Consider the following 14,326-nt stretch of genomic DNA (forward strand, 5'->3'; position numbering starts at 1 on the left):
GCGGGCGTCTGCGGCGGGGCCGGACCCCGGGCGGGAGGCGGGGTCGACGGTGACAAGTGACGGGCCGCTGCCGCGATGCCCGGGGCGATGGCAAGGTGTACCTCGACACCGAACAGAAGTCGCGACGGGGGAGGACTGTATGGGTGCGGACTGGACCAGCGAGCTGATCGTCCCAGCCGAGCAGGGCGCAGCGCCGACGGCGGAGGAGCACCCGCCGACGGTCGCACCGCCCGGGTACCGGCCGTTTCCGCGGATGACGCGGGAGCAGTGCGCGGAGGCGGTGCGGCGCGGGGGCTGGTTGTTCAAGGCCGACGAGGGCCACGACCCGGACGGGTCGGTGCCGGTGGAGGCGGTGGAGGGGGCCTGGCAGGTCGACGCCCACGGTCGTCCGCTGCGGTTCCGGCCCAACCCGCGCTACGGCGCCCCGCTGCCGGAGCAGCCGGTCGGGGACGGCGCGGCGCCGCTGCCGCCGCTGCACGCCGGGCGGCGCCCGGCCGGGCGGGCGCTGCTGGGGTGGTTGGAGGATCCGCACGCGCCCCGGCTGTGCCGGATCGCCGGGTCGAGCGGCAGTGGCCGCAGCCACCTGCTGCACTGGCTGGCCGCCGCGTGCCCGGCGGACAGTCCGCACCCGCGTCGGCGAACCGATGTGCTGCTGTCCGCCGCCGAGTTGACGGTGGACGCCTTCGTGTGGCGGCTCGCCGCGCTGCTGGGCGTGTCGGCGGCCGACCCGGAGGAGTTGGTCGCGGCGCTGGTCGACGGGGTGCCGCGCGTCCTGGTGGTGACCGATCTCGACCGGGCGGGCGCCCGCCGGCTGTCGGACGCCGCGCAGCGCATCGCCGCGGAGGTGCTGCGGCCGCTGCTGCGGGTGCCGTGGCTGCGACTGGTGGTGGAGTGCGCCTCCGACACTCCGGCCGTGGCGGCACTCGACGTGCCCGCCGCCGTGCTCGACCTGGACCAGCCGCAGTGGACCGACCTGGACGCCTTCACCCGGTGGGCGACCGCCCTGGCGGAGCGTCAACTCCCGGCGGAGGTCTATCCGTCGCCCGCGCTGGCGCTGTTGGCCGCCCGCACCGGGGACGGGGTGCTGCTGGACCCGGCGGCCACGCCCGCGCGGAAGGCGGAGACGCTCGCCGAGACCTGGTGGGAGTCGCTGCCCGAACTCGTCCGGGCCCCCGTGGCGGTGCTGGCCTCGGTCCGGGGCGGTCTCGACACCGACCTGTGGGGCGAACTGCCCGGCAGCCTCGGCCCGTTCGCGGTGCACGAGGCGGTCGACCTGCTGCTGCCGGCCGATCCGGACGGGCGGTACCGGGTCTGGCCGGACGCCTTCGCCGAGCGGCTCGCCCGGTCGGGCCTCGACCACCTGTCGATCCGGCAGAACCTCCTCCCTGAGCAGCCCGGCCCGCAGGACGCCGCCCGGCTCGACCTGGTGCTGCGGCACGCCGTCCGGACTTCGGCCCCGGTGGACGACCTGCTGGCCGACCCGGCCGTCCTGGTGCACGCCGATCCGTCGGCGGTCGGCCTCGCCCTGGAGCACGTGGCCGCCGTCCGGGTCGCGGACGCCGGGCAGCGGGCGGAACTCGCGCAGGCGGAGGCCCGCCGGGAGGCGCTCGCGGACGGCAAGGAGTTCGACGAGGAGCGGGCACGCCAGTTCTCGGACGCCGACCGCACGGCGGCCGAGCGCACGCCCGTGCACCGGGCGTGGCGGCTGGCCGGGCCGCGGGTCACCGCCACCGACGACCCCGCCGAGCGGGCGTCCGCTCTGCACCGCTGGACGGTCGGGCCGGACGGCGACCTCGCGGAACGATTCGCCGAGCTCGCCGGGCACGACTGGCGGGCCCGCTGGGCGTTCGTCGGCGAGAGCGACCCGGTGAGCCTGCTCGCCCGGCACGAGGACCGTCTCGCGGTCGCCGTCGGCTGGGACGTCGTGGTGCTCGACCCGGCCACCGGCCGGTCCGCCGGCGAATCGTCTGCGCAGTTGACGGACCGTTCCACGGTGGCGCTGGCCGTCGGCCACGAGGGCGGCGCCTGGGCGCTGCGGCGCAGCGGCGCCGTCGAGGAGCTCCGTCCGTCCTCCGACGCCGTGCGGCGGCTGCTGGCCGCCATGGACGACGCGGCGACGGCGATCGCGGCGCGCGGTGGCGAGCAGCGGGCGGTGGCGACGGGCGACGCGGCGGGCCGCGTCCACCTGCTGGACGACCGGGACGGCACGGACCCGGTGCACAGCGACGGCCCGCTCCACGCCTCACCGGTGACGGCGGTCGACCTCGCCCACCACGGCGGCCACCACCTGCTGATCAGCGGCGGCACGGACGGCGCCGTCCAGGCCTGGATGCCCGGCCGGGGCCCGCTCTCGCCGCCCGTGCCGGCCCGGGACGTCCCGGTCACCGCGGTCGCCGTCGCCACCACGCCGGGCGGCCTGGTCTGCGCGGCCGCGTGGACGGACGGCCTGGTCCGCGTCGTCCTGGCCGGCGCCGAGCGGGTCACCCACGACCTGCACCTCGGCGCCCCGGCCGTCGGCCTGGCCCTCACCGACGAGGGCCGCCTCTGCGTCGCCACTGCCACCGGCGTCCTGGGCGTCGACCTCACCACCGCGTAACGGCGCCACCCGCACCCCGGCCGACCGCCGAACGCCGGCCGGGGTGCACCGCCAACGCCGAGCCACCCCCGCCTCCTCCGTCCCGGCTCCCTCAGCTGCCCGGGCGCAGCGTCAGGTCGCTGACCGTTCCGTCGTGGGGGTGGTCGAGGACGGTGGCGAGGGCGGCGGCAACGGATTGGGGGGTGAGGCAGGCGGCGGGGTCGTAGGCCATGCGGAAGCGGGCGTGGAGGCGGCGTTGCATGGGGGTGTCGACTTCGCCGGGGTAGACGGTGGTTACTCGGACGCGGTGGGGGTGTTCTTCGGCACGCAGGGACTCGGCGAGCGCTTTGAGGGCGAATTTGGACGCCGCGAAGGCGCCGAGGCCGGGTGGGGCGTGCAGGCCGGCGCCGGAGTTCATGAAGACGACGTGGCCCTGGGCGGTGCGGAGGGCGGGGAGCAGGAGCCGGGTGAGCTCGGCGGGGGCGAGCAGGTTGACGGTGAGGGTGCGGCGCCACAGCTCGTGATCGCTGTCGCCGACCGGCCCCCAGTCGGCCGTGCCGGCGATGTGCAGCAGGGAGTCGAGCCGGGGCGGGGCGGCGGGTCCGCCGAGTACGTGGGCGAGGCCGGCGGGGTGGGCGAGGTCGGCGACGACGGTGCGGCTGGTGGGGAATCGCTCGCGCAGCCGGGCGGCGGTGGGTCTGTCGCGGGCGAGCAGCCAGAGCCGGTCGCCGCGGGCGGCGAGCAGCTCGGCGGTGGCGGCGCCGATGCCGGAGCCGGCGCCGGTGAGGAAGTGCGTTGCCATGCCGGGGTGCTACCCGGGTGGGGTGGCCCGGAAGACCGACAACCGGCCATCCGCGGCCCGGCCGGGGCGTGTCGTCCCAGGTGGGGCGCGCGGTAACGGCCGCACGCCGGGGGCGTGTTGGAGGGGGCGACTGCCGGGACGGTGGGCGCGTGCGGCGGCAGAGATACGCCTCGCACGCCCTTGGCGCGCCGGTCGGGTACCGGCCAGTGGGTGCCGGATCGGGGCCCGGCCGGCGGGCTCGTGCGCTCCGACGTTGTGCCGAGGTGCGACCCGGGCGCGGCCGTACCGGCGCGTGCGACGGCGGGGCGGTGACGCGGTCCGCTTCCGGGTGTCTGCGCTGGCGGGACGCCCGGGAGGGGCGGGCGCGGGCCTGCGGACTCGGCTGCGCCCGGCACGGGAAAGCGCAGGTAAAGGGAGGGTCGGGGACCGGAGGGAGGGCCTCCGGCATGCGCCTGCGGAATCCGGCCAACCCTTTCCGAAGCTCTTTCGACGGTCGCGCCGTCCCTTGCAGACTCTCGGTGGCGGTCAGCCGATCGCACAATCGGCTCGACCGACGATCCCCCTGCTGCCGTGCTGTGCCGGCTTCACGCCGTCCGGCATCCGGGGGTCTCCCCCTCCCCCTGCGACGCGCCATGGAGAGCTCTTCCGATGGACATGCGCTACGAGGCGTACTCCTACGCCGATCCGGTCTTCTACGACTCCCCGGTCCAATGGGCGGCCCGCGACGAGTTCCCGGCGGCCACCGAAGCCGCGCCGAGCGGCTGGGTGCGCAGCCTGCGTGAGGTGTGGGTGGGCTACCAGCCGGCCACGCCGCCGCTGCCGGAGCAGGGGTGGAAGATCCACGTCTCGGCCTGCCTGGACAACGCGCCGTGGATCCTGGACGTGGTGCGGGCGCACTGCTTCGAGCACGGGGTGGCGTTCAAGTTCCTGCGCAGCCCGGCGCTGGTGCAGACGCAGAACGCCAAGTACGCCTCGCGCGGCTCCAGCGGGAAGTTCATGACGCTGTACCCGGCCGACGAGGCGCAGTTGGAGCGATGTCTCACCGAGCTGGACGACGCCCTGGCGGGGGCGCCCGGCCCGTACGTCCTGAGCGATCTGCGCTGGCGGCGCGGTCCGCTGTACCTGCGCTACGGGGCGTTCACGGAGCAGTGGTGCCGCAACGAGGAGGGCGAGTTGGTGCTGGCGCTGCGCGAGCCGTCGGGCGTGCTGCGTCCCGATGTGCGGCGGGCGGCGTTCGACCTGCCGTCCTGGGCGCCGGTGCCGGCGGTGCTGGCGGAGGCGGTGGCGGGTGCGGGCCGCAGCAGTGTCGACGACTTCCCGTTTGCGGTGGAGCGGGCGCTGCACTTCTCCAACGGCGGCGGCATCTACCTGGCGCGGCGGGCCGGCAGCGACGAGCAGGTCGTGCTCAAGGAGGGCCGCCCGTTCGCGGGTCTCGACCAGCGCGGCGAGGACGCCGTGCAGCGGCTGGTCCGCGAGCAGCGGATCCTGGAGCGACTGGCGGGTCTGGACGCGGTGCCCGCGGTGCTGGGCGATCTGACGGCGTGGGAGCACCGCTTCCTGGTGCAGGAGTACGTGGCGGGCGAGGGGCTGCACCACTGGTTCGGCCGCCGCTTTCCGCTGGTGCACCCGGAGGCGGACGAGGCGGCGGTCGCCGCGTACCGCGAGGAGGCGACGGCGGTGCTGGACGCGGTGGAGCGGGCGCTGCACGCCATCCACGGCCGCGGCATCGTCTTCGGTGACCTCCATCCGCGCAATCTGATCGTCCGCGACGACGGCTCGGTGGTCTTCATCGACTTCGAACTCGCCTCTCCTGTCGACGAGTTCGTCCGCCCCGCGCTGGGCGCGGCCGGGTTCGCCGCACCGGCCGGGCTGACCGGCTTCGAGGTGGACGAGCACGCGCTGCGGGCGCTGCGGCTGTGGGCGTTCCTGCCGCTGCTGCCGCTGACCGTGCTGCACCCGGCGAAGGGCGCGGCGCTGGCCCGCTCGGCCCGCAAGCGCTTCGAGCTGCCGGACGGGTACCTGCCCGAGGCCGATGCGCCCGGGGGGGAGCAACTCGCCGCTGTGGAGGGCCTGTTCGGCGAGGGACAAGGCGGCTGGCCCCGGCTGCGGGACGGGCTGGTGGCGGCGATCGCCGCGAGCGCCACGCCCGAGCGCGCCGACCGGCTGTTCCCGGGCGACCCCGCCCAGTTCACCCACGACGGCCTCGGCCTGTCGTACGGCGCGGCCGGCGTCCTGTGGGCGCTGCACACGGTGGGCGCGGACGTCGATCCGCGGCACGTGCGGTGGCTGCTCGACGCGGTGGAGCGGCAGCCGTGCCGGCCGGGCCTGTTCGTCGGCGCGCACGGCACCGCCTGGGTGCTGGACCGCCTGGGTCATCGCGACAGTGCGCTCGACCTGCTGCGTCGCCTCGACAAGGACGAGGCGCCCGGCGCGGGCGCCGACCTGTCCGCGGGTCTGGCGGGCATCGGTCTGGCCCAGCTGCACTTCGCCCGCACCAGCTGCGACCGCGGCCTGCTGGCCGCGGCCGCCGCCAGCGCCGACCGGGCCGTCGCCGCGCTCCGCCTGGGCGAGCCCGCGCCGGCCACGGCCCGGCCCGGCCTGCTGCACGGCGCGAGCGGCACCGCCCTGCTGCTGGTCCGCCTGTTCGAGGAGTGCGACAACCCCGTCCTGCTGGACCTCGCCCGGGCCGCCCTCGACCAGGACCTCGCCCGCTGTGTCACGGCCGAGGACGGCACCCTGCAGGTGGACGACGGCAGCCGGGTGCTGCCCTACCTGGAGTCCGGCAGCGCGGGCATCGCCGCCGTCGCGCACGCCCTGCTGCGGCACCGCCCCGATCCCGCGCTCGCCGAGCAGGTGGCGCTGATCCGGGCCGCCGCCGAACCGGAGTTCATCGTGCAGCCGGGCCTGTTCAACGGCCGCGCCGGGCTGATCGCCCTGCTCGGCCTGGACACCGGGCCGGACGACGACCTGATCGACCGCCATGTCCGCCGCCTGGCCTGGCACGTGCTGCCCCGGAACGGCCGACCGGCCTTCCCGGGCGAGCAGTTGCTGCGCCTGTCGATGGACCTGGCGACCGGCACCGCCGGCGTGCTGACGGCCCTGGCCTCGGTGTACGACGGCAGCCCGCCGATGCCGTTCTGGCCGGCCGAGAGCTGAACCACCCCGGACGCGGGTCCTGACGCCCGCTCCCCCGCCCCGTCGCGGCCGGGTCATGCCGCCCCACGATTTTCCGGCGACCGCCGGAGAAACCGCAGCACCACCTGTGTCCCGTTAGGAGACTGTCATGGCGATCCTCGACCTGCAGGCGCTGGAGACCCCCGAGGAGACCACCGAGTACCGCTCGGTGCTCAGCTCCCTGAGTGTCGTCAACTGCACCAACAGCACCGTCAGCACCCTGCTCTGTCTCTGAGCAACCCCGGCCGGCCGTGCGCCTCGCGCACGGCCGGCTCCGCATGTCCGGCGCCCTTTCGGCCACGCACACCGGGAGCCCCCGTGCCCACCGCCTCGCCCGCCCCCGTCCCCGTGCTGCGGTCCGTGCTGGCGCTGAAGCGGCGGTGGACCGTCGCACTGGCGCTGTCCGTCGCCGCCGGCACCGTCTGCACCCTGCTGCTGCCCCGCGCGCTCGCCGGGGCGATCGACCGGATCCTGGCCGGCGCGGGCCCGGCGTCCGCAACTCCGCTGCTGGTCCTGGTCGTTGTGGCCGCGGTCGCCGAGGCCACTTCGCAGTACGCCGCGCCCGGCGGCGCGGCCGCGGTGGGCGGCGCGCTGCGTTCGGCGGTGATCCGGCGGGTCGGCGCGGACACGGTGCCGTCGGGCGCGGCCGGTGGCCCGACGGCCGGCGACATCGCGGCCCGGCTGACCGGCAGTGCCCCGCAGGCCGCGCTGGCCGGCGCGGCCGTGGTGCACACCGTCGCCCAACTGGTCACCGCGGCGGGCGCGGTGACGGGCCTGTTCCTGCTCTCGCCCGGCCCTGCCGTCGCGTTCCTGCTCGCCGCGCCGGCCGGCTGGCTGCTGATCCGCCGTCAGGTGCGCCGCACCGCCGGGCATGGCGAGTCCTACCAGGCCGCGCAGTCCGAGATCGCCTCCCGGCTGGTGGAGGCGCTGCGCGGCAGTGCGTCGATCGCCGCCGCCGGCGCCCGTTCCACCGAGCTCACCCGGGTGCTGCGCCCACTGCCCGAGCTCGCCCGGCACGGCCACGCGCTGTGGCGCAGCCAGCGTGAAACCGCCTGGAAGGTCGGCCTGTTGGCCCCCGCCACCCAGGTCGCCGTGCTGGCCGTGGCCGGCGCGGACCTCGCCGCCGGGCGCCTGACCCCCGGAGGTCTGGCCGCGGCGATGGCCTACGCCACGGTCGGCCTGGGCGGTTTCGGCGCAGCCCAGAGCCTGCTGGACCTGGCCCGGGCGCGGTCCGCCGCCGTCCGGCTGGCCGAGCTCGAAGCGGTCCCGCTTCCAGCCCCGGGCACCACCGAACTTCCGCCCGGCGAGGGCAGGTTGGAGTTCCGGCGGGTGGTGGTCCGGACCGGCTCCGGCCTCCTGCTCGACCACCTGGACCTGACCGTCCCGGCCGGCGCCTGGGTCGCGGTGGTCGGCGCGGACGACGCCGCGACCTCCGCCGTCGCCGCCCTGGCCGCCGGTCTGCTCCGCCCCGGACGGGGCGCGGTGCGACTCGACGACGCCGACCTCGCCGCCGTCCGCCCGGAGCAGCTGCGGGCGGCCGTCGCTGTGGCGTTCGCCGATCCGGTGCTGTACGGCGGGACGATCGCGGAGGCCCTGGCGCTCGGCCAACTCGACGCCCCCGAGCTGCAGTTGGTTGCCGCGACGCGTGCCGTCGGGGCGGACGCGTTCCTGCGCCGGCTCCCCGCCGGCTACCGCACCCCGCCGTCCGACGCCCCGCTGTCCGGCGGCGAACGCCAGCGCGTCGGCCTGGCCCGCGCCCTGGGCCGGGACGCCCGCCTGCTGGTCCTCGACCACGCCACCGGCAGCCTCGACACGGCCGCCGAATCCACCGTCCTCACGGCACTCCGCACCCACGCCGCCCACCGCACCCGCCTGTGCGCCACCCGCAGCGCCGCCCTCGCCGCACACGCCGACCTGGTCGCCTGGCTCGACCACGGCCGCCTCCGCGCCCTCGCCCCGCACCAGACCCTGTGGACCTCCCCCGCCTACCGCACCCTCTTCACCACCGACCCCACCGGGCCCACACCATGACCTCACCCGACCGAACCCACCCACCCGACACCTCGCGACCCGACGGCGAACGCCAACACGTCGGCCTCGCCCGCACCCAGGGCCGAAACACCCACCTGCCGGTCCTCGACCACACCGCCAGCAGCCTCGACGCGACCGCCGAATCCACCGTCCTCACGGCACTCCGCACCCACGCCGCCCACCGCACCCGCCTGTGCGCCACCCGCAGCGCCGCCCTCGCCGCACACGCCGACCTGGTCGCCTGGCTCGACCACGGCCGCCTCCGCGCCCTCGCCCCGCACCAGACCCTGTGGACCTCCCCCGCCTACCGCACCCTCTTCACCACCGACCCCACCGGGCCCACACCATGACCTCACCCGACCGAACCCACCCACCCGACACCTCGCGACCCGACGGCGAACGCCAACACGTCGGCCTCGCCCGCACCCAGGGCCGAAACACCCGCCAGCTGCTCCTCGACCACACCACCAGCAGCCTCGACGCGACCGCCGAACACACCGCCCTCGCCGCACTCCGCAGCCGCCTCCGCATCCTCGCCCCGCACCGGACCCCGCGGCCCTCCCCTGCCCACCGCGCCCTCCTCACCACCGACCCCACCGACCCCACGGGGCCCACACCATGACCTCACCCGACCGAACCCACCCACTCGCCGCACCCCGCCCGCCGCATCCTCCGACACCGCGTCAGTCCGACGCCCCGCCTCCGTCGCGGCCGTCCGGCGCGCCCCCGTCCCGTCCGGGTCTCGCGCTGCTGCGTGTCGCGCTGGCCGGCAGTCTGCCGGAGCTCTGGAAGCTCGCCGGCTGGACGGTGCTGTCCGCCGCGCCCGCGGCGCTCTCGGGGAAGGCCCTCGCGCTGGCCGTCGACCGGGGGTTCCTCGCCCGCCAACCGGGCACCGGCTGGGGCTGGTTGGCGTTGTTCGCCGCCGCCGCGGCCGTCTCCGCGTGGGGGACCCGCAACGCCTACCGTCCGCTCGCCCGGATCGTCGAGCCGGCCCGGGACCGCCTGCTGCGGGCGACGGCCGACGGTGCGCTCCGGCAGACGGCCGCCACCCGTCCCGATCCGGACACGGCGGCCGTCGCGGTCGCCCGGATCACCCGTCAGGTCGAGGCGGTGCGCGACAGCCTGGCCGGGCAGTTGCTGCTGGTGTCCCATCTCGCCCTGACCCTGGTCGCCGTCGTGGCCGGCACCGCCACGCTCGCGCCCGGCGCACTCGTCCCGATCTGCGCGCCCCTGTTGCTCTCGATCGCCGCCTTCGCCGCCCTCACGCCCCGGATGGCCCGCCGCCAGCGCGAGCTCTTCACCACCGAGGAGGAACTCACCGCCTCCGCCCTGCGCACCATGACGGCGCTGCGCGACCTGACCGCCTGCGGGGCGGAGCAGCAGGCGGTCGACCGGGTGCTGTCCGACGTCGCAGCGAACGAGGCTGCCGGCCGGGCGCTGGCCCGACTGGCAGCCACCCGGCACCTGTTGGTCGCGCTGGGTGCCCGTGGCCCGCTCGCGGTCCTGGCCCTGACCGCCCCGACGCTGCTCCACCACGGCCTGAGCCCGGGTGCGCTGCTCGGCGCCCTCGCCTACCTGCTGGGCACCCTGGAGCCGGCCCTGCGGCTGCTGGTCCAGGGCCTCGGGCCGTCCTGGCTGCGACTGACCGTCGCCGCCGAACGGCTCGCCACCACCGCCGCGTCCGAGGAGGAGAAGCCCGCCGTCGCACCCCCGTCCCCCGTCCGACGGAGGCCCCGCCCGCCGGCCCTCGAACTGCGCGGCGTCGACTTCGCGTGGGGGCGCGACGCCCAACCGGTGCTGCGCGACCTCCGGTTGACGCTCCGGGACGGCGAGCACCTCGCCGTCGTCGGGCCGTCGGGTACCGGCAAGTCGACGCTCGGCGCGCTCGCCGCGGGGCTGCTCCACCCGGACCGCGGCCACGTCCTGCTGTCCGGGCTGCCCGCCGCGCAGCTCTCCCCCACCGCGCTCGCCGCCCTTCGGATGCTGCTCCCGCAGGAGCCGTACCTGTTCACCGGCACCCTCGCCGAGAACCTCCGCTGGCCGGACCCGTCCCTGTCGACCGCCCGCCTCCGCCAGGCCCTGCACGACCTCGGCGCCGCCGCCCTGACGGACCGTCACGGCGGCCTCGACGGCGCGGTCGGTCCTGCCGCCCTCTCCCCCGGCGAACGCCAACTCGTCGCCCTGGTCCGCGCCTACCTCAGCCCGGCCCCGCTCACCATCCTCGACGAGGCGACCAGCCACCTCGACGCCACCGCCGAACTCCGCATCGACCAGGCCTTCCGCACCCGCCCGGGCGCCCTCCTCACCATCACCCACCGCCCCTCCCAGGCTGCCCGTGCCGACCGGGTCCTCCACCTCGACACCACCGCCTGGTCGCTCACCCGTCGCCCGCGCTGACCTCGACCGGGCGCCGACCGGCTGACGGACGAGCAGCTCCGAGCAGGAAGCGGTCGGCCGTACCCCACAATGATCGAATGACGGATGATCGACTGCGGGTGGTACTGGCCGAGGACTCGGCGGTGCTGCGGGACGGCCTGACGGAGCTGCTGACGGTACGCGGTCTGGAGGTGGCGGCGGCCGTCGCCACCGGCGAGGAACTGCTCGCGGCGGTCGCGGAGCACCGCCCGCAGGTGGCGGTGGTGGACGTCCGGATGCCGCCCACCCACACCGACGAGGGGGTGCGGGCGGCGCTGCGGATCCGGCGGTCCTGGCCGGAGGTCGGCGTGCTGGTGTTCTCCCAGCACCTGGAGACCGGCTGGGTGACCCGCCTGCTCGCGGACGGCGCGGCCGGCCTCGGCTACCTGCTGAAGGAACGGGTGGCCCGCACCTCGGAGTTCGTCGACGCCCTGCACCGGGTCGCGGCGGGCGGCACGGCGCTCGACCCCGAGGTCGTCACCCACCTGATGCGCGCCCGCCGCCGCAGCGCGGTCGACGAACTGACGCCCCGTGAGCGCGAGGTGCTGGCCCTGATGGCCGAGGGCCGCTCCAACCGCGCAATCGCCGAACGGCTCTCGGTGACCGAGCGGGCGGTGGAGAAGCACGTCGCCGCGGTCTTCACCAAGTTCGACCTGCACGCCTCCCCGGCCGACAACCGCCGGGTCCTGGCCGTACTGGCCTACCTCGCCGAGATGTCCTGACAGGCCGTCATTTCACCTTCTCTGTCCGCGACTTGGCGGCATTGCGAATGCGCTTGGCGCGTCCGCCCTCGACCAGTGCCGCGAGGGCGGCGCCGGCCGCCGAGGTCTCGGCGGCGTGGAGCTGGCACCAGTTGGTCGCCGCGAGCAGCTCGTCGACCTCCCACGGCTCGCCCACCGCCGCCGCTCGCAGCAGGGTCCACTCGCGCAGCCGCCGGGCGATGAAGTCGTTCGCCGCCACGACCTCGGCCATCTCCGCACGTCAGGCGGGATACCCGGGGTCCGTGAACAGCTCGACGGCCCGCCGGTCGAGATACCCGCGGACCGCACTGCCGGCCACCGCCCCATCGGGATCGGTCAACACCCGCGCGACCAGCCCGGCCCCGTCCTCCGGCGCCACGTCGGCGGTACGCCCGCCGGTAGCGCGCGTACCGCACGTGCTCGTCCGGATCCCAGTCCGGATCGGACTCCGTCACTCCGGTCTGCTGCTCGTGCACTCCCACCGTTCCTCGGAGACTTCCTCGATGACGCCGTGAAGGTACTGCAAGGCGAGCTTCTCCGCGTGGTGACGGCGTTCGACGGTCGTTCCGCCGACCTCCGCGGACCACCGGCGGTAGAGCTCGGCGGCGGCGAGGATCGCCTGTCCGGCCTCCCGGCGGTCGTAGCCGCACAGGGTGGCCCGGAGGGCGTGCGCCGCTTCGGGGGCGACGGTCTCCAGGCGGCGTACACCGCGCGGGTCCGCACCCGCGCGGTGGGCGGCCAGCGGGCTGAGGACGGTGTCGCGCAGGTGGGAGAGGAAGCCGATGGTCTCGAACAGTTCTCCGCGGCCGAGCTTCGTCGCCCCGTAGTGCACCCAGACCCAGAACCGGTCCTCGATCCACTGGAGGTCGAACTCCGAGGCAGCCAACGGCCGTTCGGCGAGGGCTTCGACCAGCTGGCCGTCCCGGTCCCAGAGGATCTCCGGGTCCGCAGTCCGCTCGGCGAAGTCGGAGGCCCGGACGAACTTGAAGTCCACGTGCAGCAGCGGCGGCCCGACGAGCGTGACGATCAGCCGAGGTTCGCCGACGTGTTCCCCGGTGAAGCCGGCCACCAGCGAGGTCCAGGAGCCGATCAGCGCCAGCCGTTCCCGCATGACCGCGTCGTACGCCGTGTCGTCGACGGCCAGCACCAGGTCCACGTCCGAGTACTCGTCGCAGTCTCCTGCCGCGATCGATCCGGTGAGCGCCACGCCGGCGAACCGCCCGTCCTGCCGCATGCGCGGGAGGGCCTCGTCGAGGAAGTTGCCGTGCAAGGTGGGAATGTCCATCCGCTTTCCTTCCGACCGGAGCAAAGCAGACCAACGTAACACCGAACTTCCTTACCGACCCTCACAGTCGACAGGGCAGTTCCGCCGTGACGACGGTCGGGCCGCCCGGCGGGCTGCTGATCCGCAGCGTTCCGTCGACGGCGGCGAGGCGTTCGGCGAGGCCGTGCAGGCCGTGGCCGGGGGCCGCGCTCGCGCCGCCGCGGCCGTCGTCGTGGACGGTGAGGCGGATCCGGGCGGCGCCGGTGGTGACGGTGAGTCGGGCGGCGCTCGCGGCGCTGTGCTTGCTGATGTTGGTGAGCAGCTCGGCGGCGCAGTACCAGAGGGCCTGTTCGACCGCCTCGTCCGGCCGCTCGGGCAGGTCGACGCCGAGGGTGACCGGTACGGCGCAGCCCGCGGCGAGGGCGGGCAGGGCTTCGGCGAGACCGCCGTCCAGGCCGGTGGGGCGCAGGCCCTGGGTGAGGGTGCGCAGTTCGGCGATGGTGTCGTCGGTCTGGGTGCGGGCGCGGCCGAGGAGGGTGCGCAGTCGGGGGTCGGTGTGGTCGGTAAGGGTGTCGTCGGCGAGCGAGAGGGTGATGGCGAGGGCGACCAGTCGGGCCTGGGTGCCGTCGTGGAGGTCGCGTTCGAGGCGGCGCAGCCGCTCGGCGCCGGTGGTGAGCAGCGTGTGCCGAGCAGCCTCCAGGTCTTCGACGCGCTGCTGGGTGCGGGCCGGTCCGAGCAGGTGGCGGGCCAGGTACCGGTTGGCGTCGGCCGCCAGGCGGAGCAGCGGCGGGGTGAGGGCGAGCAGGACGAGCCCGAGCAGCGGTGCGGCGACGTCCAGCAGGGTCGCGGGGTGCGGGCCGTCCTCCAACAGGCGCAGCCACAGCGGGAATCCGAGCAGCCAGCCGCAGCCCAGCGGCAGCAGGACGACGGCGAGGCCGAGCACGCCGAGCGGCAGGCGCAGCAGCAGGTAGCCGAGGGTGCGCCAGGCGACGGTGTCGGCGAGCGCGGCCCCGATCCGGGCGACAGCGCCGTCCGGCCGGGCGGCCGGGCCCGGCGCGGGGACGTTCTCGCCGAGCATGCGCCCCGTCAACCACCGCTGTGGTGCGCCCAGTTGGCGGGCCCCGGCCAGCGCGAGCGCGGTGACCGGCAGCCCGACGACCGTCAGTGAGAGCAGCACTCCGGCGTACAGCGCGGCCAGCGCGTACGCCCCGCCGAGCACCGCCGCCGGCAGCCCGACCACCAGGAACCCCACCTCCCCGGGCCGCACCGCCCACCACCGCCGTACCCGCTCGCTCATCGCCGACCTCCGTCTCCCGTCCCGACGA

Annotated in this window: 12 protein-coding genes; 8 read left to right on the forward strand and 4 right to left on the reverse strand. The window is 75.9% G+C overall.

Going from position 1 to position 14,326, the window contains the following annotated elements; all coding sequences use genetic code 11:
- The first annotated feature begins 139 nt into the window (after nucleotides 1–139).
- Nucleotides 140–2,596, forward strand: a complete 2,457-nt coding sequence (locus ACI1MP_RS00405; RefSeq protein WP_404867305.1) for a hypothetical protein — start codon at nucleotides 140–142, stop codon at nucleotides 2,594–2,596.
- A 91-nt stretch (nucleotides 2,597–2,687) separates the two neighbouring features.
- On the opposite strand, the gene ACI1MP_RS00410 is transcribed toward ACI1MP_RS00405, so the two are convergent.
- The gene (locus tag ACI1MP_RS00410) at nucleotides 2,688–3,377 is read right to left on the reverse strand and encodes an SDR family oxidoreductase (protein ID WP_404867306.1); all 690 of its coding nucleotides are present in this window, start codon (nucleotides 3,375–3,377) and stop codon (nucleotides 2,688–2,690) included.
- A 648-nt stretch (nucleotides 3,378–4,025) separates the two neighbouring features.
- Here ACI1MP_RS00410 and lanKC point away from each other — a divergent pair.
- The 7 genes from lanKC (at nucleotide 4,026) to ACI1MP_RS00445 (ending at nucleotide 11,719) form a co-directional block, all read left to right on the forward strand.
- Complete coding sequence (gene lanKC, locus ACI1MP_RS00415; protein WP_404867307.1) at nucleotides 4,026–6,533, forward strand: class III lanthionine synthetase LanKC; 2,508 nt, start codon at nucleotides 4,026–4,028, stop codon at nucleotides 6,531–6,533.
- Nucleotides 6,534–6,660: 127 nt separating this feature from the next.
- The gene (locus ACI1MP_RS00420) at nucleotides 6,661–6,786 is read left to right on the forward strand and encodes a SapB/AmfS family lanthipeptide (protein WP_100584098.1); all 126 of its coding nucleotides are present in this window, start codon (nucleotides 6,661–6,663) and stop codon (nucleotides 6,784–6,786) included.
- Between the two features lie 83 nt (nucleotides 6,787–6,869).
- Nucleotides 6,870–8,582: an ATP-binding cassette domain-containing protein gene (locus ACI1MP_RS00425; protein WP_404867308.1), complete on the forward strand. Its 1,713-nt coding sequence runs from the start codon at nucleotides 6,870–6,872 to the stop codon at nucleotides 8,580–8,582.
- Nucleotides 8,579–8,932 (forward strand): hypothetical protein, encoded by a 354-nt coding sequence (locus ACI1MP_RS00430; RefSeq protein WP_404867309.1) that lies wholly within the window; start codon nucleotides 8,579–8,581, stop codon nucleotides 8,930–8,932. The genes ACI1MP_RS00425 and ACI1MP_RS00430 overlap by 4 nt, the downstream gene beginning before the upstream one ends.
- Nucleotides 8,929–9,204, forward strand: a complete 276-nt coding sequence (locus ACI1MP_RS00435) for a hypothetical protein (RefSeq protein ID WP_404867310.1) — start codon at nucleotides 8,929–8,931, stop codon at nucleotides 9,202–9,204. The genes ACI1MP_RS00430 and ACI1MP_RS00435 overlap by 4 nt, the downstream gene beginning before the upstream one ends.
- Nucleotides 9,201–10,979: an ATP-binding cassette domain-containing protein gene (locus tag ACI1MP_RS00440; RefSeq protein ID WP_404867311.1), complete on the forward strand. Its 1,779-nt coding sequence runs from the start codon at nucleotides 9,201–9,203 to the stop codon at nucleotides 10,977–10,979. Before ACI1MP_RS00435 ends, ACI1MP_RS00440 begins: the two co-directional genes overlap by 4 nt.
- Nucleotides 10,980–11,056: 77 nt before the next feature.
- Nucleotides 11,057–11,719, forward strand: coding sequence for a LuxR C-terminal-related transcriptional regulator (locus ACI1MP_RS00445; RefSeq protein WP_404867312.1), 663 nt, complete (start codon nucleotides 11,057–11,059; stop codon nucleotides 11,717–11,719).
- Between the two features lie 7 nt (nucleotides 11,720–11,726).
- Here ACI1MP_RS00445 and ACI1MP_RS00450 read toward each other — a convergent pair whose 3' ends face one another.
- The 3 genes from ACI1MP_RS00450 to ACI1MP_RS00460 all read right to left on the reverse strand — a co-directional run bounded on the left by ACI1MP_RS00450 (nucleotide 11,727) and on the right by ACI1MP_RS00460 (nucleotide 14,298).
- The gene (locus ACI1MP_RS00450; protein WP_404867313.1) at nucleotides 11,727–11,969 is read right to left on the reverse strand and encodes a hypothetical protein; all 243 of its coding nucleotides are present in this window, start codon (nucleotides 11,967–11,969) and stop codon (nucleotides 11,727–11,729) included.
- 219 nt (nucleotides 11,970–12,188) lie between these two features.
- Nucleotides 12,189–13,022, reverse strand: a complete 834-nt coding sequence (locus ACI1MP_RS00455) for a nucleotidyltransferase domain-containing protein (RefSeq protein WP_404867314.1) — start codon at nucleotides 13,020–13,022, stop codon at nucleotides 12,189–12,191.
- 61 nt (nucleotides 13,023–13,083) lie between these two features.
- Nucleotides 13,084–14,298 (reverse strand): sensor domain-containing protein, encoded by a 1,215-nt coding sequence (locus tag ACI1MP_RS00460; protein ID WP_404867315.1) that lies wholly within the window; start codon nucleotides 14,296–14,298, stop codon nucleotides 13,084–13,086.
- Nucleotides 14,299–14,326: the final 28 nt, after the last annotated feature.

This window comes from Kitasatospora griseola, from assembly GCF_044999035.1.
Classification (GTDB): Bacteria; Actinomycetota; Actinomycetes; order Streptomycetales; family Streptomycetaceae; genus Kitasatospora; species Kitasatospora griseola.